21 protein-coding genes are annotated in these 22,442 nt (G+C 43.5%); 13 read left to right on the forward strand and 8 right to left on the reverse strand.

The window, feature by feature from the left end:
* The first annotated feature begins 259 nt into the window (after window positions 1–259).
* Entirely contained in the window at window positions 260–1,129 is an 870-nt protein-coding gene (locus KKA81_13350; protein ID MBU2651909.1) for a DUF3078 domain-containing protein, read from the forward strand.
* Here the strand turns inward: KKA81_13350 and rlmN are convergent.
* The 3 genes from rlmN to KKA81_13365 all read right to left on the reverse strand — a co-directional run bounded on the left by rlmN (window position 1,126) and on the right by KKA81_13365 (window position 3,424).
* Complete coding sequence (gene rlmN, locus KKA81_13355; protein ID MBU2651910.1) at window positions 1,126–2,163, reverse strand: 23S rRNA (adenine(2503)-C(2))-methyltransferase RlmN; 1,038 nt, start codon at window positions 2,161–2,163, stop codon at window positions 1,126–1,128. The genes KKA81_13350 and rlmN overlap by 4 nt on opposite strands.
* Before the next feature lie 130 nt (window positions 2,164–2,293).
* Window positions 2,294–2,971 carry an oxidoreductase gene (locus KKA81_13360; protein ID MBU2651911.1) on the reverse strand — a complete coding sequence of 226 codons (678 nt, stop codon included), beginning with the start codon at window positions 2,969–2,971 and terminating at the stop codon, window positions 2,294–2,296.
* A gap of 30 nt (window positions 2,972–3,001) precedes the next feature.
* Entirely contained in the window at window positions 3,002–3,424 is a 423-nt protein-coding gene (locus KKA81_13365; protein ID MBU2651912.1) for a small multi-drug export protein, read from the reverse strand.
* 245 nt (window positions 3,425–3,669) lie between these two features.
* Between KKA81_13365 and KKA81_13370 the strand changes: the two genes are divergently transcribed.
* The gene (locus tag KKA81_13370) at window positions 3,670–4,866 is read left to right on the forward strand and encodes a porin (GenBank protein ID MBU2651913.1); all 1,197 of its coding nucleotides are present in this window, start codon (window positions 3,670–3,672) and stop codon (window positions 4,864–4,866) included.
* Here KKA81_13370 and KKA81_13375 read toward each other — a convergent pair.
* Both KKA81_13375 and KKA81_13380 read right to left on the reverse strand, forming a co-directional pair.
* A complete protein-coding gene (locus tag KKA81_13375; GenBank protein ID MBU2651914.1) occupies window positions 4,863–6,329 on the reverse strand; it encodes a radical SAM protein in 1,467 nt (488 codons plus the stop codon). The genes KKA81_13370 and KKA81_13375 overlap by 4 nt on opposite strands.
* A gap of 29 nt (window positions 6,330–6,358) precedes the next feature.
* Window positions 6,359–6,913: a hypothetical protein gene (locus tag KKA81_13380; protein MBU2651915.1), complete on the reverse strand. Its 555-nt coding sequence runs from the start codon at window positions 6,911–6,913 to the stop codon at window positions 6,359–6,361.
* A 289-nt stretch (window positions 6,914–7,202) separates the two neighbouring features.
* Here KKA81_13380 and KKA81_13385 point away from each other — a divergent pair, with 289 nt between their 5' ends.
* The gene (locus tag KKA81_13385; GenBank protein ID MBU2651916.1) at window positions 7,203–8,147 is read left to right on the forward strand and encodes a tRNA-dihydrouridine synthase family protein; all 945 of its coding nucleotides are present in this window, start codon (window positions 7,203–7,205) and stop codon (window positions 8,145–8,147) included.
* 12 nt (window positions 8,148–8,159) lie between these two features.
* On the opposite strand, the gene KKA81_13390 is transcribed toward KKA81_13385, so the two are convergent.
* Window positions 8,160–8,933, reverse strand: coding sequence for a hypothetical protein (locus KKA81_13390; protein ID MBU2651917.1), 774 nt, complete (start codon window positions 8,931–8,933; stop codon window positions 8,160–8,162).
* A 168-nt stretch (window positions 8,934–9,101) separates the two neighbouring features.
* On the opposite strand from KKA81_13390, the gene KKA81_13395 reads away from it, so the two are divergent.
* The 10 genes from KKA81_13395 (at window position 9,102) to KKA81_13440 (ending at window position 20,874) form a co-directional block, all read left to right on the forward strand.
* Window positions 9,102–9,719, forward strand: coding sequence for a hypothetical protein (locus tag KKA81_13395; protein ID MBU2651918.1), 618 nt, complete (start codon window positions 9,102–9,104; stop codon window positions 9,717–9,719).
* 186 nt (window positions 9,720–9,905) lie between these two features.
* Window positions 9,906–10,340 (forward strand): OB-fold putative lipoprotein, encoded by a 435-nt coding sequence (locus tag KKA81_13400; GenBank protein ID MBU2651919.1) that lies wholly within the window; start codon window positions 9,906–9,908, stop codon window positions 10,338–10,340.
* Window positions 10,341–10,491: 151 nt separating this feature from the next.
* Window positions 10,492–11,049 carry a YceI family protein gene (locus tag KKA81_13405; GenBank protein MBU2651920.1) on the forward strand — a complete coding sequence of 186 codons (558 nt, stop codon included), beginning with the start codon at window positions 10,492–10,494 and terminating at the stop codon, window positions 11,047–11,049.
* 173 nt (window positions 11,050–11,222) lie between these two features.
* The gene (locus KKA81_13410) at window positions 11,223–11,819 is read left to right on the forward strand and encodes a hypothetical protein (protein ID MBU2651921.1); all 597 of its coding nucleotides are present in this window, start codon (window positions 11,223–11,225) and stop codon (window positions 11,817–11,819) included.
* A 130-nt stretch (window positions 11,820–11,949) separates the two neighbouring features.
* Entirely contained in the window at window positions 11,950–12,771 is an 822-nt protein-coding gene (locus KKA81_13415) for a hypothetical protein (GenBank protein ID MBU2651922.1), read from the forward strand.
* Window positions 12,761–15,475, forward strand: a complete 2,715-nt coding sequence (locus tag KKA81_13420; GenBank protein MBU2651923.1) for a hypothetical protein — start codon at window positions 12,761–12,763, stop codon at window positions 15,473–15,475. The genes KKA81_13415 and KKA81_13420 overlap by 11 nt, the downstream gene beginning before the upstream one ends.
* A 1-nt stretch (window position 15,476) precedes the next feature.
* Window positions 15,477–16,061 carry a hypothetical protein gene (locus tag KKA81_13425; protein ID MBU2651924.1) on the forward strand — a complete coding sequence of 195 codons (585 nt, stop codon included), beginning with the start codon at window positions 15,477–15,479 and terminating at the stop codon, window positions 16,059–16,061.
* On the forward strand, window positions 16,054–16,560 hold the full coding sequence (locus tag KKA81_13430) for a hypothetical protein (GenBank protein MBU2651925.1): 507 nt from the start codon (window positions 16,054–16,056) through the stop codon (window positions 16,558–16,560). Before KKA81_13425 ends, KKA81_13430 begins: the two co-directional genes overlap by 8 nt.
* A 157-nt stretch (window positions 16,561–16,717) precedes the next feature.
* A complete protein-coding gene (locus KKA81_13435) occupies window positions 16,718–20,086 on the forward strand; it encodes a hypothetical protein (protein MBU2651926.1) in 3,369 nt (1,122 codons plus the stop codon).
* Window positions 20,087–20,100: 14 nt separating this feature from the next.
* Window positions 20,101–20,874, forward strand: coding sequence for a sulfite exporter TauE/SafE family protein (locus tag KKA81_13440; protein MBU2651927.1), 774 nt, complete (start codon window positions 20,101–20,103; stop codon window positions 20,872–20,874).
* Window positions 20,875–20,941: 67 nt separating this feature from the next.
* Here the strand turns inward: KKA81_13440 and KKA81_13445 are convergent, their stop codons facing one another.
* Both KKA81_13445 and KKA81_13450 read right to left on the reverse strand, forming a co-directional pair.
* Window positions 20,942–21,874 (reverse strand): radical SAM protein, encoded by a 933-nt coding sequence (locus KKA81_13445; protein ID MBU2651928.1) that lies wholly within the window; start codon window positions 21,872–21,874, stop codon window positions 20,942–20,944.
* 7 nt (window positions 21,875–21,881) lie between these two features.
* Window positions 21,882–22,331 carry a CGGC domain-containing protein gene (locus KKA81_13450; GenBank protein ID MBU2651929.1) on the reverse strand — a complete coding sequence of 150 codons (450 nt, stop codon included), beginning with the start codon at window positions 22,329–22,331 and terminating at the stop codon, window positions 21,882–21,884.
* Between the last annotated feature and the right edge of the window lie 111 nt (window positions 22,332–22,442).

Raw genomic sequence — 22,442 nt, forward strand, 5'->3', positions numbered from 1 at the left:
ATGCCTTGATTAGTGTGATTAGCGCGGGAGCCCCTTCTCCTTCAGGAGAAGGGGTTGGGAAGAAGGTGGAGTGATAGTATAAAAATGATCCGGTTATAAAATTCTGTTGCTCCCGAAACAAAAAAATGCCTAAATTGTTAGCAGAGTATTAATAGAAAAAAACCTTAATTATGAAATGTTCAGATTTGCATTTCAATTGTGAACGGTAAAAATGAATTTTGGACATTCCATGTGACCTTAAATCAAAAAATTATTACGCATGAAAAAGACTTTACTTTCCATGTTGGTACTGATTTTCAGTGCTTCACTTCTGGCTCAGGATGCAGCCGATACTACTAAACCCTGGACGGTTAGTGGTGATTTTTCACTTACTTTTTCACAGGTCAGTCTGACAAACTGGGCTGCCGGTGGAGAGAGTTCCTATTCGGGTAACGGGTTGTTAAACCTCAATGCAAATTACAAGAAAGGAAAATCATTGTGGGAAAACGGGCTGATCATGGGTTATGGATTCATAAAGCAGGAAGAAGATAAATGGAAAAAGACCGACGACAGGCTTGAATTCAATTCCAAGTATGGTTATCAGGCGAAAAACAAGTGGTATTATGCTGCTTTGCTCAACTTCAAATCGCAGTTTACACCGGGTTATAAAGACAATCATCCCGACAGTGCTAAAATATCCGATTTCTTTGCTCCGGCATACTTAACAGTCGGTATTGGTATGGATTACAACCCTAATGAGCATCTTTCCCTTTACATTTCTCCGGCAACAGACAGGATGACTTTTGTAATGATTGATCGCCTGGCTACAAGATACGGTCTGGATCCCGGGGAGAATTTCCGGAACCAGATCGGGGGATTGTTCCGCGGTACATTCAAGCATCCTATTGTTAAAAATGTAGACCTTCAAACCACATTGGAATTATTTACCGATTACCTGAATGATCCGCAAAATATTGATGTATTATGGGATGTATTGATCAACATGAAGATCAACGAGTTCCTTTCGGCCAATCTGACTACATCGCTTATTTACGATCATGATGTGGTTCTGGATAAGAAGGATGGCAAAACAGGCCCTGGTACCCAGTTCAAGGAAGTTTTCGGAGTTGGATTGTCGGTTAAGTTCTAAAAATCTTCCTCTCCTTTTTTCATTAGCTCTTTTGTCGATAGCAATCCGCATGCTGCGTAAATATCCTGTCCCCGTGAGGCTCTCAGGGTGGTTTGTATACCTTTTGCTGTGAGCCTGTTTCTGAAATCCAGGATGGTTTGTTCATCGGAGGATTCCAGGGGAGTTCCCGGGATGGGATGAAAGCGGATCAGATTGATCCTGCAGCGAAGACCATGTAATAAGCGCACCAGTTCGTTGATATGACGGGGAGTATCGTTCAGTCCGCGGAACATTATATATTCGAATGATATTCTTCTTTGCCGACCAAGATCAAACGACTTCAGGGTTTCTATGACCTTTTTCAGGGGATAGACATTTTCAATGGGCATCAGCTTTTTTCTTTCCTCCTCAAATGGTGTATGAAGACTAACCGCAAGATGAACTGTAGATTCTTCCAGGAAGCGCTTCATCGCAGGAATAATACCGATAGTAGAGACAGTTATCCTGCGGGAGCCCATCGCAAAACCCCAATCGGAAGTCAGTATTTTTAAGCTTTTCAATACTTCATCAAGGTTATCGAGCGGTTCCCCCATCCCCATATAAACAATATTGGTCAGGTTATCTTTTTCCGGTAAACTGCGTATTTGGTTTACTATTTCTCCTGCACTCAGATTTCCCTGAAACCCCTGACGTGCGGTCATGCAGAACAAACATCCCATTTTACAGCCTACCTGGGAGGAAACGCAAAGTGTATTCCTGGTCTTTTCAGGAATATAGGCCGCTTCGATAAACCTTCCCTGAAGCGAACGATAGAGATACTTCTTTGTGCCATCGGATGATACCTGTACTTTTTCAGGGTCGGTCAGCCCTAGTGAAAAATTATTTTCCAGGATCTCCCGGGTCTTCTTCGACAGGTTGCTCATTTCATCGATGGAACGGATATTCTTGTGATAAAGCCAATCGCTGAGCTGACGGGCAGTGAATTTTGGCAATCCCAAATCTAAACAAACAGATTCGAGTTCTCCTGGGGTTTTACCGAAAAGTGATGGCTTCATCCGTAAGTATTTTTTAAATTAAGGTCGGATAGCTTGTCCGCAACCTGAAACCTGCAACCTGTAGCTTGTAGCTTGTAGCTTGTAACTTGTAACTTGTAACTTTATATTTATCATCCACAATATCTCTATACTAAAAATAGATTTCCGCCAGAATGTTTGACCAGGGAATGCCCTTGTTTAGTAGTATCTCCCTGACATCAACCACCATCTCAGCCAGGCCGCAAAGGTAATACTTTCTGTCGCTGGGAAATGAATCCTGCTCATGCAGAAATGAGGTAAGCCTTCCCGGATAAATACCTTCCCCCCTTTCCCGGGAACAACATCTTATATAATCTTTGTCCAGTGTGTCAATCCATTCATCAGCAAAATAAAATCCTTCCAAAGTGCGGTTGCCATGGATCAGTACCTTTCCTATCCCCAATCCCGACCGTAACATACTGATGAAAGGCGCAATTCCGGTTCCTGAAGCAATCCAATAAGCTTTTTCTTCAGCGCAGGTAAAAGATCCAAAAGGTTGTGACATGTAAACTGGACTTCCGGGTTTCAACCTGCACAGTTGCGGAGTTAGTTCACCATCAGGTTTAACATTATAAAGTAATTGTATTTCTTCCTGAAATAGGCCGCTGGCAATACTATATACTCTTTGGGGACCATCCGGTTTCAGGGCGATTGAAACAACCTGGCCGGGTATAAAATCAAATTTCCTGGATAAAGAAACAACAAAAACACCTGGAGAAATTTCCTCATGCCTGATAATTTTTACATCAAGCAATTTGTTTGAATTACGAGGAAATGATTGTGCGACCATGCACAAAGGTAATTAAAAGGACAATGAATGTCATAGAATGGAAAGCCCGACCTGTCCTATAAAAGTTAGCACAACACTCCATACAACTACACCTGTGAGAACCCATGCAAGTAGTTTGGTATGGTTTTTTACAACTGCCAGTCCAAGTGCCATAGTCAATCCCGGCCCCATAACAAGTGTTGAAAACAGGCCTAAACCAGGAATCCCATATCGCTCCACAAATCCTGAAACACGGGATTCGCGTTTGTTAAGATTCTTATTACTCATCCATTTGTTAAGAAATATCCTTATTTTGCTTCCGATGAAATAAACCGCAATAACCCCGGCCGACCCTCCAATGATTGTCATAAGACAAACCAGGTAAGGGTTAACATCCAGCAGAAATCCTACGGGAACTGATTTCCAGATACCGAGGACAGCAAGAAACACAAGTAATATCAAACTTCCAAACATATTGGAGATATAAATAATTCAATTTTCTGTAAAAGCCTGGTAAAAAAGGCCAATGTCACAATTCGGGTCATAAACAAAAAGTTCCTGGGAAAAGTTTTTACGGCTTTTTAACTTTCTTCTTTTGGGTGGATGAACGTGACAACAATATTAATATTTTTGATAAGCGGATCAAAATTTTAAGCGTCCGTAATGATACGTAAATAGTATTGTGAATATCCGAAACTCAAATCAGAAAAACCAACATTATGAGCAAATCCATTATTAGCCTCACAATGACCATGATTATGATGGTCTCCCTCCCGGCGATTCACGCTCAGGATACACTGGAAGTTATTAATACAACACCTTCACACAATATTCAGGACCCTGGGCACCCGATCATCGTTCTTCGAAGTGCCGGCCAGAAATACCAAATCGGTATCGGTGGATTTGCCCGTCTGGTAGGTATATACGACTTAAATGGCCTGCAGGATGTAGATGATTTTATTACTTACCAGATACCCGTTGGAGAAAAAAACAAAAAGGACCGTATGTATCTGAGTGCAAGCCAATCAAGATTGTTCACAGAATTTATGGGCAATACCAAAAACGGACCGATCCGTGTTTATATTGAAGCTGATTTCGACGGTAATGGCAATGCATTCCGGCTTCGGCATGCTTACGGGGAATATTGGGGATTTTTGTTTGGTCAGACATGGACTACTTTTATGGACATAGACGCTTCACCAAATACCATCGATTTTGAAGGTCCTAACAGTCAGGTATCACTCAGGAATCCGATGATCCGGTACGGAAAGAAAATTGGAAAACATTTTTCATTTGCTGTGTCTGCTGAAACGCCCATGGCGTCCATTACTGTGGCTCCTGGTATTGAAAGTGTACCTCAGTATTTTCCTGATCTGGCCGGAAAAATAAGGATTGATGGAGAATGGGGACATCTTCAGTTTGCCGCCATCCTGAGACATATTGCCTATGAGGATTCGTTGAGTGGAAAGACAAGGCGCACACGGAGCTGGGGAAGATCCATTACCGGACTTATCAATGTAACCCAAAATGACATAATAATGTTCCAGGTTGTTTATGGAGAAGGAATCGCTCGTTATATCCAGGATATTTCCGGTTGTGGAATGGATCTGGTTCCGGCAAAAGGTGATTCTACGCTGAAACCCCTTCCCGTTTGGGGATTTTATGGATCAGTTCAACACAATTGGACTCCCACTATAAATTCATCTATTATCTATGGTTATACCCAGGCGGCAAAATTCGGCATTCAACCAGATGACTACTATAAGATCGGACAATACATTGCAGCGAATTTTTTCTGGGATATATTACCCGTATTTACCGTGGGTATTGAATACCTTTGGGGGCAACGTATTAATCAGAACGGAGCTAAAGGAACAGCCAACCGAATCGACTTTATGGCTCAATTCACTTTTTAAAAATAGTCGCCAAGGCCTTCTTTCAGATGCTCATATTCCAGGATATAATACCACGGTTCGTTCTTGAGTTGGCGCGGATGAAGACTGTTGAGGTATGATATTCTTTCCTGAAGTCGATTGGTGAGTTGGCTTTCTCCATTTTTAAGAAACAATTCTTTGAAATAACCCCATTGAAGGCTATCCATTTTCAGTGCCTCAGTCATTACACTTCTTTCGATGAATACTGATTTTGAAGGATTCAAAAGGATTTCACGGCTAGGGAATCGATGAGTATTTTCCTGACGTATGGCTGAAGCAAAATATCTCACGCTGATTTCAACATTTTCAGTGTCTATTAAATGGGCAATGTCGGCATTGAAATACAATGCATTTTTCATAGCATCCATTTTCCAGGAAGATAATCCTAATTCAGCGGTTGTAAGCGTATTTGCGAGGCTGCTGATATACTCCGGGCTTCCTGTTACAGATAACTGACGAATAAAACCTGCTCCGGTTATGGTTTCATAACCCTCACAAACATATGCAGCATGCCTCCGGCGAGCCGCAAAACGCTGGTATCTGTCCTTGTATACAAATGAGCAATAATTCACCGGTATGTTCGTGGCATTTTCCCTGGCAAATCTGATCAGTTTCAAAGCAGTCATTTCCGATTCAAGAACTGTAGCCCTTTTACCGTGTATGAACGTATAATCTCTTTTAAGCAGATTACGGATGTTATGTGGTGTGGCCCTGAGTTGATGCAGATTAAGATATTTCACACCTATTTCCTGCATATTCCAAATTATTGTTTTCATTCGAGTGAAATCTTCAGGAATAGCCGGTATTTCAACAGTAACAACCGGAATGATTTTTACAGCCATCTCAACCTTACTAAGATCATAGTCTATAGCTCCTATATCGAAACGGATCTCTTCCAGACCGGCATCGCGAAGTGAGCGCAAGATCTCAGGATTAACCAGTTTGCCATTTGTGTAAAGCCATGTGTGGATGTTCGTTCCGGAGCTACTTTTAACCGCTTCAATATAATTCATAGCAGCTTTGGGCGACAATAGCGGTTCACCACCGCTTATGCTAATACCGCGAAAACCAAAGATTCTAATATAATCGGAATAATCTTTTTCTGATGAAAACCGAACTGTATTGGTTGTGGGAATGCCTATGTCATCCTGGGGTGTTGGGCAGTAAAAACAATGTGAATTGCATATCCCATTGATAAAAAGGCACGACCAGGTGCCTTCGCCACATATCCTGCATCCTGGGGAAAGACTCTCAGTATCTAGTTTGGTGCCGGAATATCCTGTTAAGGCACCTGAAGATTCCAGTTCCTTCAGCAGGAAATGCCTTTCTTTTAGACTATTATCTGCTTCGTCAGGCCCCAGCCATCGCATTGATGAATAATTTTCTCTGAACTCATTGCGATTGAGTTCTACCAGGTTTTGATGTTCGTATTCGTATCGGTTCATATAATCAGGAAAGAGCAAACTTAGTGATTCTAAGTATCCGTATTTCTTCCGGTCTTATAATCATTGTTGGCAGTATCTATTCTTTTAAGTATTTCAATTCCTCTGGCCTGGTATCCTGCGCTGCCACTATCGAAATACAATAATATCGACTCTCTCAGTTCATCCGTAAGTTCAGGAACTAAAAGTGTGATCTCATAAAGCAAAGTCATGGCATAGGCCCTGACAGCAACAGGTTCACCAATATCATGAAGCCTTCCGAAACAATAATCCACCAGCAATCCCAGTAAATCTTCCTCATAGTCGACAGGATAATTGAGGAGGGTTTTAAGAAAATTTCTTTTTACGGATTCGTCTGTTAATCCGGGCAGCCTTCGAATTATGTCGTGTAAATAGGATTTAACCCTATCAGGATCTCTCACGCTGCAAATTTCAATCACTCTCGAAGCCCTCATGGGAATCTTTCCCTTTGACGAATAGCAAGCGTTATAAATTTCTTCAAAAAAAACCGGGTTATCCAGCACCAAACCAGCGACACTTTCAGCCGTCGCGCGTCCTGAATCCGGCAATAATACTGATAAATCCATGCTCATTTACTACGGCTTATATTGCATACCCGGAGCATCATCCGGGCGTTTTTATCCTGGTTTATTGAAAGAAAATGAAATCATAGTTCTGCAAATTTATTAAAAACTCTCTTCGGCCTGGCTGCGCTTGCCTTGCCTTGCCTCCCCTCCCCTCGACTTCGCTCCCCTCGGCTTCGCTCCCCTCGACTTCGCTCCCCTCGGCTTCGCTCCCCTCGACTTCGCTCGGGGCAGGCTTTCTTCATTATTCATTGTTCATTATTCATTGTTCATTATTCATTACTTTCGCTCCATGCTTTTTCTTGCCCCCATACAAGGTTTTACAGAACACAGGTTCAGGAATGCTTTTCACCGGCATTTCGGTGGTATAGACCTGGCCATTGCACCTTTTGTTACATTGGTCAAAGGGAAACGTGTTCACCCCAATCATTTCCGGGATCTTTTACCGGAGAATAACATAGGGATGAACGTGATCCCACAGGTAATAGGAAATGATCCTGAACTTTTCATTATGATGGCAAGGGATCTTTCTGACCTGGGCTATAAAAGTATCAACTGGAACCTTGGCTGTCCGAAAGAGCAGGTTGCCCGTAAACAAAGGGGATCAGGACTTCTCCCCCATCCTGAAAAGATCGATGCCATCCTGGAAAAGATTATTCCTGCAATTCCCGTGACTCTGTCGGTAAAAACACGCCTCGGTTATTCAAATCCGGATGAAATTGACAGATTGATCCCGGTTTTTAACAGGTATCCTCTTGATTATGTTGTAATTCATCCCCGAACAGGCATACAAATGTACGAAGGCGACCTGCATCTGCACAAAATGGGATCATGTTTGCAATCAATACGTCATCCGTTAATTTACAGCGGAGATATTTACTCAAAAGTTGATTATTTACATCGTAAAAAGGAGTATAGGGAAATCTCCGATTGGATGCTGGGCCGGGGATTGCTTGCCAATTTATTCCTGGCTGAAGAAATAGCTGGAATACCAACAGGAACGGAGACGGAAAAGAAAGGTCGTTTTAAACGTTTTCATGATGATTTATTTCGATCGATGGAAAGCAGCGGGGCTAGAGAAAGGCATTTTACCAATAAAATAAAGGAATACTGGAAGTTTTTCAGCAGGATGTTTGAAAATCCGTCTGACATGTTTGACCGTCTGAAAGTTATGCAAACAAAAAAAAACCTCTATCAGCAAATCTCCCTGCTGATAGAGGAATGCATCATGAAATGATTAGAATTCCATTTAATTATTGTTGAAGGAAATCTCGTCGACCGGGACAATCTGTCCTTTAACGATCCTGAATACCATCCATGTGTTTCCTTCTTCCTTGGGGGTAATCTGATAAGTATTAAGCAATTGCCCGTCACCGAAAATCCTGACCCTTGCCTTGGATTTGGAAAGGTTTTTGGATCCTGATTTATCCTGGTTGGTATAATCAAACACCCAGAAAATATACTCGTTCTGATCATCGAGGTTTTCGACGGTAATCGTTTCGGGACCAAAGCCATCGCGATCGTCGCGGTCGAGCCTGACTTTGCCATCGTTAGCAGAAAGCATGCGGCGATAGCTGATATGGTAATCACCGGGTTTTTCCAGATGGGCATCCAGATCGTCGGGCTTTTTATCCCATTCCAGGATAAAACGATAGGTGCCCAGATCAATCATAGGTGATTGCGTAAAACGATAATAGAAAATCGTACCTCCGATGATCTCAAAAACATCATTGGTGGTGATAAATCCTTCCTTACTGAATTGAAAGGGAAATCTCCCATCTTTCCCGGGATTGGGAAACCGCACTTTGCCTTCCATGTCGGTCTTAAATTCGCCCATATCCTGGATCAAAATATCGGCATCCACTATAGGTTCGCCATCCAGAGCATTATAAAACCTTAGGGTTAGGATGCCTTCCTGCTCGGCTTCAACGTCATCCAGTTGTTCCCTCATTCTTTCGATCTGACTGTTGGCTGTATAGGCCAATGCCAGTAAAACAAATAACAGGCAAGATAATCTTTTCATGGTATTGGTTTTTGTGGGATTAATACTATATCATTATAAATCAATTCTAAACGCTGTCAAAGGGTTTAAATTTTTCCTGCATAAATATAAGAAAATAAATTGCAGAATTGTAATTTGTATTTTCGATATTTGGCAAACAAAGCTATTTTTGTACCAAAACCCTGAATCATGAAAAATGCCCTCATTTCTTCAGTTCTGATCATTTTATTATTTTCGTGCGGACCTTCAACAAAAATAACCGGTTCGTGGAATTATGAGTCAGAGCCTGTCCATTTCAAACAAATAGCCATCATTGGAATAGGTAAGAATCCGGACGTAAGGAAAACGGTGGAAGAGACTTTTGAGGACATGCTCACAGCCAAAGGCTTTAATGCTATCGGGGGACTTGAATTCCTGCCTCCGAATGCATCTACAGAGACTCTCACCAAGGAAGTTCTGATTGAATTTCTGAAATTAAATAAAATTGATGGGGTTATCTCAATTAGTTTATTGAAAAAGGAAGACGACCGCAGATATGTTCAGGGTGTATATTATTATGTCCCTCAATATGATGTTCCTTTGACCGACTATTACGGCCAGATGTCGAATTATGTATATGCTCCAGGATATTATGCGGGATCCGAACATTATTTCCTCGAATGCAGTTTATTTAATTTCCCGGAAGGAAAAATGCTTTGGTCGGCCCAAACTCTCACCAGTCCGTTCGGTTCGCTTCAGACAACTATTGACGAATATGCAAAGGTAGTGGTGAACGATCTGATAAAGAGCGGTATACTGCTAAAATAGGCCGGTTCAGCAGAAATCTGCTTTAATTTAATGCTCTCAACGGAATATTTCCTGAATTAAAAAACATTATTTGGGATAGATTGTTTGAATATAGATAGTTATGGTTTTATTCTTTCCCAGCGTAGATAATAAACCGATTGGCTTAAAAGACTATTTACCAAACATTGATCATAATATCCAAAAATCATGAAAAAATGGCAAAAAATAATCCTGGTACTATTCCTGGCCGGAGTGCTGGGCGGGTTATACGGGTACTTTTTCGTTTATAACAAACCTCACCCTGATTATGCAGATCTGAAGGCCGAACATATTTTACCGGCTGCCGAGCTCTTCGATGCTTACAGAACCGATAAGTCTTCCGCAGATGCATTGTATACCGGAAAAATGGTGGAGATCAACGGAACGTTGAACCGATTGGAACAAATTGATTCCTTAAGGATTGTTGTATTTGTTTTCGACCAGGGAATGTTCGGAGAAGAAGGAATACGATGTACCCTGCTTCCGGAGTATGTCTCCGATGCAAACAGTTTGGCCCCCGGTGATTTAACTACCATAAAGGGCCTTTGCACCGGTTATAATGAAACCGATGTAATCCTTGAAAAAAGTGTGGTAGTAAAATAGTAATGACTTGAAAAAGAAATGGCTGATAAGAGGTTACAAGCTGCAGGTTACAGGTTCCAGGTTGCAGGCAGCAACTTGAAACTTGAAACTTGTATCCTGAAACCTGAAATTGTTTTTTTCCACTACTCATAAATTTAAAACATTAACAACCATGAAAAACACAGCAATCATATTAATACTAATGGCAATATTTTCTGCCGGTAGTTTACAGGCACAGAAATATATTACAAAGAACAGCAAAATCAGTTTTTTTTCTGATGCCCCTATGGAGAAGATAGAAGCACACAACAACCAGGTCAATGCCGCTTTGGATATTGCGACCGGCGACCTTGTATTTAAGGTGCTCATGAAGTCTTTTGAGTTTGAAAAAGCCCTGATGCAGGAGCATTTCAACGAAAACTATGTAGAATCAGATAAATTTCCAAATGCAACCTTTGCAGGTAAGATCATAAACATTGCTGATCTTTCCCTGCCTGAAGACGGCACTTATGAGGCCATCATCCATGGGAAACTTACTATACATGGTGTTACAAAAGACATCCAGGAATCGGGTGAGTTAAAAGTATCCGGAGGAAAGATATCCGGAAAAACAAAATTCAGCATACTTCTGGCTGATTATGATGTCAGGATACCGAACACAGTGGTTAATAATATTTCTGAGACGATTGAGATCATGGTTGATATTGATTTGGAAGAGTTGAAGAAGTAAAAAAATGAAAATCCTTCATGCGGGACTCCATCCTACGGGATGGAGTCCCTTTTTTATTTAAACCAAATCTAAATTTCACCCGCTCCGTAACCTTTTCTTTTTACCTATGTACAATTGCGCATATGATGTATATCATATAAAATTACCAAATTACTAACTTAAACATTTCTTAAATGAAAAGAAAAGCCATCATTCTGATGACCGCCGTTTCTCTATTGGCGGGAAGTTCAACGTGGGCGCAACTTGGCGACTACGATGACGAAAATTATTTCTCTCACACAATCAACATTGGTGTTGAGGAAGTTGCACTTCTCGACATCGAACCGGAATTATCCGCAACCCTGACTTTGGGACCTGAGGCTCCGGAAGAGGCGGGTCTCCCGGTTGTGTTCAACTCCACAGCTACCGACAACAGCCTCTGGCTGAACTACTCCTCCATTATTGGTTCTACAACCGAACCCACCCGTAAGGTAACCGTTGCCATTACTACCGGAACCGTGCCTGACGGAATGCTCCTGAAAGTTGCTGCTGCAGCTGATGCCGGTCAAGGTGACGGCACTGTCGGCACTCCCCAGGGAACGCTTACCTTAAGTTCAACCGCCCAGGATCTGGTCACAGGTATTGGTAGTTGTTACACCGGATCACCGCAAAACAACGGCCATAACCTCACTTACACACTGGAGCTAAACTCAGCTTTAGGAAGTTATGCCGAACTGGATTTCGATGCCCAGGTAGCAGTGGAAATAACCTACACACTGACGGATAACTAAGATCAGGCCCATAAGTCGAATCCCATAATTGCTTTGTTGCCAAGGGTTCTCCTTTCCGCATGTTTGTTTAACGCCTTTCATTGCCGGATGAGGAACCCGGAAGCAGGTTGAAAACTTAATATCGATCACCATGAATAATAATACAATGAGTAGTATCGGTCAAAGAATTATCGTTATTCTTTCACTGATCATGGTTTTTTCAGGAAACTCGTTCGCCAATATTATTGTTTTAAACGGATTAACTCAGGAATTCAACGGTTTACCCGGCGAAACCTACAAAGGGATAATCGAAGTGAAAAACTTATCGGAGAGCGAGCACGCTGTTAGAATCTACCAGAAAGATTATTTCTATTCTTTTGATGGCATCACCAGTTATAATGAACCCGGCCAGCAAGACCGTTCTAATGCATCCTGGATAGTATGCAATCCGGTTTATTTGACCGTTCCGGGAGGTGAGGTGGCCATGATAGAATATGAAGTCACCATTCCGGAAGTTGATACCCTTGACGGTTCATACTGGAGCGTGGTAATGGTAGAAGGCATCAAACCTATTGATACATCAAATTACTCCAGGGGTGTGAACATTCAAACCCTGATACGGTATGCTGTGCAGGTTGTGACAAATATCGGGGAAACCGGTATCCGCGATCTGCAATTCATCGGTTTTGAAACCAAAGTAGACAGTGTAAACAACTACCTCTCGGTAGATATTATTAACACCGGAGAAAGATTGCTCAGACCTGAAATCGGTATTGAGTTATACGATGCGACGGGAGAGATTAAAGGAATCCTCAAATCGGAAAAGCGCAAAATTTATCCGGGAACCTCTGTACGTGTCATGCTACCTTTGCCCGAGCTTGAAAAAGAAAGCTATTCGGGAATTTTGATAGCTGACTGCGGAGGCGACTATGCTTTTGGAACCAATCTGGAATTAAACCTTAATGATCAGTAAATGGCATACGGTTATTTTCCTGATAATTTTTTCAAATGCATTGTTTGCGCAAAACGAACCGGTCAGAATTGAGCTGACCACAGTAAATCATTCTTTGAAACCCGGGGCCATTCAAACACTGGTATTCAAGGTATTTAACAATACCAACGATACCATTGAAGCCAGGCCCCGGGTTTTATTACCGGATGGATGGAGAATGGTGCTCGGTAATCAACCGCTGACAATCGCAGGAAAAGGGATCAGGGTGCATCTGATAAATTTCCAGGTGCCGGTGCAGGCACCTGCCGAAATCTATCCTTTTTCCTTTATCCTTTCCGATATCTTCTCCGGTAATGATATTGCCTCTTTCACCTGCAATTTCGAAATCATGGAATCCATACAATTTGAATTTCAACTCGCCGAATCCCCGGCATATATAATTGCGGGAGAAGATATTCATACCTCCATGATGCTAAGAAATACGGGTAATAAAATCCAAACCATCTCCTTGTCTCCCTCCAACTGTTTTGTTAAAGGCAGTAACAACATCACCCTTGCACCGGGAGAATCATCCATAGTCAGGGTAGAAACCCCAACCAATGCCGATCAGGCTTTTGAATCCAGGGTTAGTTTCAGTGTCAGAGCTTTTATCCCGGGATCATTTGAAAAACATTTGTTTCATTATGTAAAACTTATTCCCTCCCGCCAGGCAAAAACGGATATCTACGAACGCTTTCCTGTTAAGTTTGCCAGCCGGTACATGGGGCGTGGACAAAATGGTGAATATACCTATGGTTACCAGGCTGAGGTTTTTGGCAAGGGCTTTATTGACCATAACGACAAGCACCAGCTGGAGTTTCTGGCCAGGGGTCCTAATCAATACGGGGCAACAGCCATGGGAATGTATGATGAATATTTTATCGCATACAGCAATCCTCATGCCTACGTTTTCGTGGGCGATAAAGGTTTCGGACTTACACAACTCACCGAATTTGCCCGTTATGGCCGTGGTGTAGAAGCAAGTGCTACCTACGGCAACTTTAAAATAGGCACCTACCAGATGAAACCACGCTATTTCGGAGAGATTAAACATGAGATGGCAGCTTATGGGAAATATCGATTTCTTGAGAAAAACGAAACGGGCATACATTATGTCATGAAAACTGTTCCCGAAAGCAAGGAAAAAGTTCACCTTGCCAGTATCACCACCAATCTTCAAATAGTAAAAAATACCCTCTTAGAAGCAGAAATTGCCACAGGAAATCATGGAAACAAAAAAGGAATGGGATACAGGGTCTTTATGCAATCATCCATAAACCGGCTGAATATCTCAGCATTTTTTCTGTACAGTAACAAAAATTTCCCAGGATTTTACCAAAATGCACGTTTTTATAATGGTACCATAAATTACAATTTTTCAAGGAGGTTGTCGGCCGGCGTGAGTTTCCGCCAGGATTTCAAAAATGCTCAATTGGATACACTCTTTGGTACAGCGCCGTTTACACAGAGTTATCAGGCCAGGACAAGCATAATGCTCGCAAAAAAGATGTTTTTGCGTCTGGCAGCAGGTAGAACAACCAAGGAAGACAGAATGCCGCTTCATAAATTCCATTATACCCACGATTTCCTGAAAATCAATTATTCGCATAACCTGGAAAAACTGGGATATACACTGTCATGGGAGTACGGTAAGGTCGACAATCTTTTGGAAAAGTCGGGAATAACCGAAAAAAACACCATGAAGGGCTCCGGGAAATTCAGTTACCAGCCCTCCCCTATGCAAAGCTTCGATGTCTTTGCTTCCTGGTCGAACATGGAATCGTTTTTGTTCGGACAGCGTCAGGATTGGACATTCGGTCTTTCCGCCAGGAAACAGTTTACAAAAAACCTGACTACCAGTATACAATACCAAAATAACTTTTCACAGGAAGAATATTACAGGAATCGTAATCTGTTTGAAGTAAACGTTAATTATCGTTTTTTCAGAGATCACAATATTACCGCGATCTGCTCCTATACATTGCAGGAAAAGAAACTGAGCAACCCGGATTATTCCTTCTCTCTGTCCTATTCCTGTAATATTAACGTACCCATCAGGAAAACCGGTGACATAGGATCTTTACGCGGAAATATTGCAAATCTGGGAGTAAAGACCACAGAGGGTATTATCCTCTATCTGAATGGTCAGGCAACTTCCACCGATGAATATGGTAACTTCACCTTTAACAATGTTCCCAAAGGAGAGTATTTTTTATTGCTGGACAAGTCTTCCATTGAAATGAGGGATATACCCAATGTGAATTTTCCTTTACCGGTTGAGATTCTTGCGGACCAGGAGACAGTGCTTGCTTTTGGTATTACCCGCGCTGTTGTAGTAAAAGGAAGGCTTAATCTTGAAATCCAGGAAAGCAAGGTTAAACTTCTGGAAGAAAAAGAAACCAAGCCTGTACAGTTGATTCTGGAAATCCGTAATGGTGAAGAAAGTATAAAGATACTCAATGAAACAGACGGATCTTTTACATTTCCATTTCTGCGCCCCGGTGATTGGACGTTAAAGATTTACCGTAATGGACTGGGACCTGAGTACATCATTGAAAAAACGGAGTTCAGCCTTGATCTGCAACCGGGCGATAACCGGCAGATTGAAATCAATATCAGGAAGAAAGAGAGAAAACTGATAATGAAAAACAATAACATACAGATCTCTACAAAAAAGAAGAACTGACATGATTAAATTCAGAGCTACAATACTATTCATTCCTGGTTTGATGATGACCCTGTTTACCCTGGCATTATGCTTTCCTGCATCCATTATGGCACAGCAACAGGGTTATGGGGATATTTCGTTTGGGATACCTTCAATTGCCATGCTGGATCTTGAACCAACAGCTTTATCGAATATTGTTCTTGTAGTAATGGCACCAACGGAAGCCGGCTTGCCCGTGTCCACGCAATCGGCTTCAAATAGTCAGCTCTGGTTGAACTACAGCTCTTCGTTGCCTACAGGAGGGCTTTCCAGGTCAATCATGGTACAGATTACGGCAGGAACACTTCCGCAAGGTCTTGAACTCAACCTTAATACCGCTCCTTTTGCAGGCAGTGGATCCGGTACCTTCGGTTCAACCTCCGGGGAAATAGCCGTCAACTATTCACCGCAGCGCATTATTTCAGGAATAGGTAGATGTTTCACAGGCAACGGACAAAACAACGGCCATAATCTAACGTATTCACTGTCAGTTATTGATTTCAGTAAACTTGATCTGGAGTCTTCTACTGCAATACAAATCACCTATACCATTACCGATGATTAGTTCAAAAAAAATAAAAGTCACTCTTTTATGGGCACTGACCATCGTTACCTTATCCGTTCAAGGGCAAGGTTTGGTAATCAGCGTAAACGGGATTCCAGCGTTTCCTCCTATAACCATTACCGAGGCAGGGGAAGATTTTAACGGAACCTATAACAGTGTGAGCGGCAACCAGATCACTGTGGCAACCCATTCCTTTATGCATAATCTGATAGGTAATTTTATGTGGAAAGTTACCGTACATAAATCCGATAACAATTGGGATTCCTCCCTGGGACTGGAAACCATCCGTACGGGTACCGGTACCAGAGGATCCATCTTTTTTAACAGCATTACGGGCGGCACCAATTATCAGACTATAACCAATTTACCTGCCGATTTTTTCTGGGGAACGGGAAGGTGGTACGATATCCCGGTTGCCTACAGGTTGAATGGGGTTTCCGTTCTGCTTCCGGCTGATCAATACGAAACCACAGTTATTTTTACCATTACCGACATGTAAAGTATTTCTGCGTTCCAATAATTGCCGGGCCCCGCCTTTTAGCGTTTTGGTGGGGCCCTTTTTCTTTGCTTTCAGACGGTGAAATCAGGAATATCCCAGATCAGACCTTTCCCTGTCTTGGGTTAAATCCTTAGATTTGTCTGAAATATTTGGGATAATGGTTATAAAAAAAGTTATTGCAGCATTATGGCTGGTTTTAATCCTTTTCAGGATGCAAGGGCAGGATGAAAAAACCCTTGTTGGTTTTCTCTTCCTGAACCCTTCAGGAACTCAAAAAATGGAAGAAATGGCTGCTATGGCCGCATTATCGCGTGGTGAGATTTCTTACAATACACTTAGCCTGGCTACGATAAGCAAGGATCCATCTATTCTTAACAATATTAAGGTATTATGGGTACACCGGCCCGATTCCATGCCCTTCACAGCTAAGGAAAAAGCAAAGGACTTCCTGGATATACTCACGAATTACATCAACTCCGGAGGTAGATGCCTCCTGACCCTGGATGCGGTCAAATACCTGAATATCCTGAATTTTGAATCCATGCCTCTTGAATCCTGGAGCAAAGAAGCATCCGACAACGGTTACGGGCGTATGCTGGGAATCCACGGTTATGGAGAACATCCGGTGTTTCTTGGCCTGAACGGGGGTTCCTATATAAATAAACCAAAAGAAAACATCCGTGTAAGGGTGAATGGTTTCAGAGGTGATGTGCTACCTGCCGGTGGTAAGGTGATCGGGGTAGACTGGGATTACATTTTTGTAAGAGAGGATAAAAAGATTCTGCTGGAATACGATTCAGGACAGGGAAAAGTAATAGCCTGCGGGGCTTACATGATATTTTCCCAGGATAATGTTAATCAACTTCACCTCGGTCTTTTCCTGAAGAATATCCTGGAATACCTTGCCGGCAATGATAATCCTGAAGGCAATGCTTACTGGAGTTATGAAAAACAGAGGATAGAGAAAATGGAATTAACTCCCTTTGCCCGTCCGGTAAATATGAACCCACCGGCAGTCTGGCCTCCATTCCGGGAGAAACTGGTAATGAAAAACCCGGCAGGTGGAGATCATTTCTGGGATGTGGCCGGCCGGCGCATGTTTTTAATGGGCAGGGAAAAGTCAGGAATCGAGGAAGTCTGGGCCCACCCAATGATGGCACTGCGAGACTATGAAGCAGGGATAGTCCGGAAGGGAGAAACCGAAATTACATGGCTGGGGAGCTTGATCCCAGCGGTTCAGGTAAGGCCGGAATGCTTCACAAGAATATATGAGACTGATGGCATCATAATTAAGGAATTCGTCGCAGTGACTCCTGACAAACCGGAAGCATTAATACACTATGAGTTCAGCGGAGACCAGCCTGTTCAACTTGTTTACCGTTTCCATTCAAATTTCCGGCTTATGTGGCCATACTCTGAAAAGGTGATACCTGCAATACAATATGCCTACGATACTTTGCTGAATGCATTCCTGCTTACCGATCCATATCGGGAGTATTCCGTTATGCTTGGCAGTAACCTGCCTTCATCTCACCGGGAAGCCGGTCCTTACACCCCTCTAAACTCCTCTCCTGCCGACACTTTCCTCTTTTCAGCCGAGGCAGTAGTGCCCTTAGATGGCCATCAGGCTCTTGACCTTATCCTGGTAGCAGGGAAACTCAGTCCTGACGCTGCCCGCTTAGCATACAGCGAAGCTGTGATCTATCCGCAACGTATTATAAATATGGCCAGGATACGCAGCGATGTCATTGCCAATAACTTCCTTACCCTTGTATCTCCCGATACTGTTTTCAATCAGGGGTTTGCCTGGGCAGTATCGGCGACCGACAAGCTGTTTGTGGAAACGCCAGGGCTCGGCTTATCGCTGGTTGCCGGGTATTCAACAACGGCAAGAGGCTGGGACGGTGGCCATAAAGTCAATGGTCGTCCGGGTTACGCCTGGTATTTTGGCCGCGACGGAGCCTGGAGCGCATTTGCTGCTCTGGACTATGGCGATTTTGAAGGCGTAAGAAATATTCTGATACTTTTCCAGGATTTCCAGGATCTGAACGGGAAGATATTCCATGAACTGAGTACCTCGGGATTCGTGCATTACGATGCTGCAGATGCCACACCTCTCTATGTTATCCTGGCAGGTAAATATTTCCGGCATACAGGTGATTATAAGTTCATTCGCGATTCCTGGGAAAATATACAAAAAGCCATAGACTACTGTTATTCAACCGATACCGATGGTGACCTGCTTATTGAAAACACCAATGTAGGACATGGTTGGGTGGAAGGAGGGCATCTGTTTGGCTCCCACTCTTCCTTGTACCTCACAGCCTGCTGGGCGGAAGCTCTGGATAACGCCGCCGGTATGGCTGCCTTTACCGGAAAGAAAGACCTTGCCCGTAAATACCGTGATGATGCACGAATTGTAAAGGATAAACTGAATACCCTTCTGTGGAACGAAAACGAAAACTTTTACTACCAGGGGATCATGCAGGACGGCAGTTTCCATACAGCCCTTTCCATAATGCCGGGTATTCCTTTGCTTTTTGGACAAGCTGACACAGGCAGGGCCCTGCCCATCCTGGAAAAATTTGCTGCCGACGATTACAGCAGCGACTGGGGTGTTCGGATAACCGGGAAAAGTAGCCCGCATTTCAATCCCGGCGGCTATCACAGCGGTAGCGTCTGGCCTTTATACACGGGTTGGGTTGCCCTGGCTGAATATCGCTATGCAAGGCCCCTGCAAGCTTTCACACATGTAATGAACAACCTGAAAGTTTATCGCGACTGGTCGCTGGGTTATATCGAGGAAGTTTTGCATGGAAGCCAATATAAGCCCTTCGGGGTTTGTCCCCACCAGGCCTGGTCGGAAACCATGGTGATACAGCCCGTGGTGGAAGGAATGCTGGGATTCCGTTGTGATGTGATGAAAAACAAATGTTCGTTGCAACCCAAGCTGCCTCCCGGCTGGAATCATTTAAAAGTCAGAAACCTGCGTATGGGATCTCGCCGGATACATATGGAGTTTGAACGGACCGATGATGAATACCGGTATATCCTGACCAACACATCCGACAAACCCGTACGAATGGATTTTTCTCCTTTTCTTTTACCGGGCACTTTTGTGGGAGACGTGAAAATCAACGGAGTTACCGTGCCCTGGACATATGAAGACAGCGATCAGGGGATGGCCCTGAAAATACCTTTTTTCTTAAGTGATACAGATACCGTATCCATTGCCGGCTATGGAGGTATCTCAGTTTTGCCGCAGGAATATGATCCGATGCCGGGAGACAGCTCATCCGGTGTGCGAGTCCTGAATTCCGCTGTTGTTGACGGGAAGTATCGTATCCAATTGGAAGGCCCTGCAGGAAAACAAGGAAAAATAAGGCTGATTCTGCTTGATTATAAAGTAGAGACAATCACGGGAGGAACCCTTGAGAACATCAAAGATGGCATTCACACTGTTTCTGTCTTGTTCCCGGAAGGTGAGGGATATTGCGGGAAAGAGGTGGTTGTTTGGTATAGATAAATTAAGGGGGTATTATGGAAATCCTTATCATTTGCATTGCAGCTTTTCTCACAGCCATTATGACTTTCTTTTCAGGATTCGGGCTGGGAACCATTCTCACTCCGATATTCATGCTATTTTTTCCGGTAGATCTGGCTATTGCGCTGACAGGGGTTGTACATTTCCTGAACAATATTTTCAAGGTCATCCTGGTAGGAAGGAACGCAAACAAACAGGTACTGTTGCGTTTTGGTATTCCAGCCGTAGCGGCATCCTTTCTAGGAGCCTGGGTTTTATTGCATATTCCGGATGCCAGGCCGCTATTCGATTATGATTTTGCAGGAAGGCATTTTGAAGTCTACCCGGTGAAATTCATCATTTCCGTGTTACTGCTCATTTTTGCCCTTATGGATCTTCTCCCTTTCCTGAAAAAACTCAGCTTTGGGAGGGAGAAATTACCACTTGGCGGAGCCTTGAGCGGTTTTTTCGGAGGACTTTCAGGAAATCAGGGTGCATTGCGAAGCGCCTTCCTGATCAAGGCAGACCTTTCTAAAGAAGCTTTTATCGGCACTGCTGTGGTAGTCTCCACTTTTGTCGACCTCACCCGCCTCAGCGTTTATGCCTCTCGTTTTCTGGCATCAGGACTTACTGATAACCTTTACATTGTCATACCTGCTGTTATCTCTGCTATTTCAGGAGCATATCTCGGGAACAAACTACTGAAAAAAGTGACTATACAATCTATACAACTAATAGTGGCACTGATGCTGATCGCTCTTTCCCTGGCGCTGGGAATGGGAATAGTGTGAGATCGCAGATCGCAGATCGAAGAGTATATCTAAGATCTGACATCTGCGATCTGACATCTTCGATCATTCATCTTTTCTTATAAAACACTCCTCTCTCCCCTGTTTCACGCCGTATCTTCCCTTCCTCTTCCAGCACTCCCAGATATTTATTCACTTCATTGACATGGGTACCCAGGATCTGGGCAATATCATCTGCGGTGCAGGGCCGGCGGGCGATGGTTTCCAGGATGGCGCTTTCCATGTCGCTGCGGTATGACAGGAGCTCTTTGCGTTTGGGAGGGGAAGCGATGATCTCCACATTGTCGAGCCCCCAGTAATCGGCAATAGCCTGTAGTTCAACCATCTTTGCCGGACTGAGGCCTTTTTTCGTTCCCGGGCGGTCGAGGGTGTTCAACTGGATGCGGTCGGGACGGATCCTTTCAAAAGCAAGTTTAAGGGCGTAAAGGTTTTCTTCATCGTCGTTGTAGCCGGGCAGGATAAATACTTCCAGCCAGATCTGCCCGTGATATTCCTGTCTGAATTGTTCAAGCCCCGAGATAATTTCCTTCAGGATGATCTCATTTACCGGACGGTCAATCTTCCTGAAAGAACGCTCCAGTGCGCTGTCGAGAGAGGGAAGTATGATATCGGCATGCAGCAGTTCCCGTCGGACCTGCTCGTTGAAAAAAAGGCTGCCATTGGTCAGCACCGCAACGGGTACCTCCGGCCAATGGGTTTTAATAAATTCCAATACTTCCCCGAAACGAATATTGAGGGTAGGTTCACCTGCCCCGGAAAACGTTATGTAATCCGGCCGGGGGTTCTTTTCCATGAAATCGCGCAGTTCGCGCATTACTTCATCTACCGGGACATACTCGCGGCGCGTTGCCGTGTGATCGGTGGTTGCCCCGCATTCGCAATAAACGCAATTGTATGTACAGACCTTATGCGGGATAAGATCAACACCCAGCGACATACCGAGGCGCCGGGATGGAACAGGTCCAAACAAATATTTATACATCGTTGTCCTAATTGTAAGCCAGACGGGTTTCCTCGTCAGTCATCGTCAGAGCGGTCATTTTTTTCCATTCTTCTGAATTCCAGGTACCCATGTTTTCGTGAGTGATCCTGTATTTTTCAGGAATAGGATGTGTACCCAGGATGACGCGAACCTCATACTTTTCCTGGATAAAATCCCGGAAATGCTGAATATACGGGCAAGGAGGATAACCGACCAGGAACCCTGTGGCCAAATGTATGTATTCTGCACCGTTTTTGATCATCTCCTGTGGAGTGTATTCAATATTTCCACCCGGACACCCCCTGCAGGTCGTGTAACCTACCAGTTCAAGTTCGTCGTCCTTGCTGTAAATGCTGAAGGCACCTTCCCGGTTTTTCATGGAACGGAAGCATTTGCCACCGGCACAATCCCGGTAACGGTCACAGATAATAATTCCGATTTTGATGTTTTTTGACATTTTGATAACAAATAACAATGGTTGATAATAACATATGAGATGGTGAATATAATGCTGTAAGCTGCAAGCTGCAAGCTGCAAGTTACAAGTTTCAAGTTGCAGGTTGCAGCC

This window comes from Bacteroidota bacterium (assembly GCA_018831055.1).
Classification (GTDB): domain Bacteria; phylum Bacteroidota; class Bacteroidia; order Bacteroidales; family B18-G4; genus M55B132.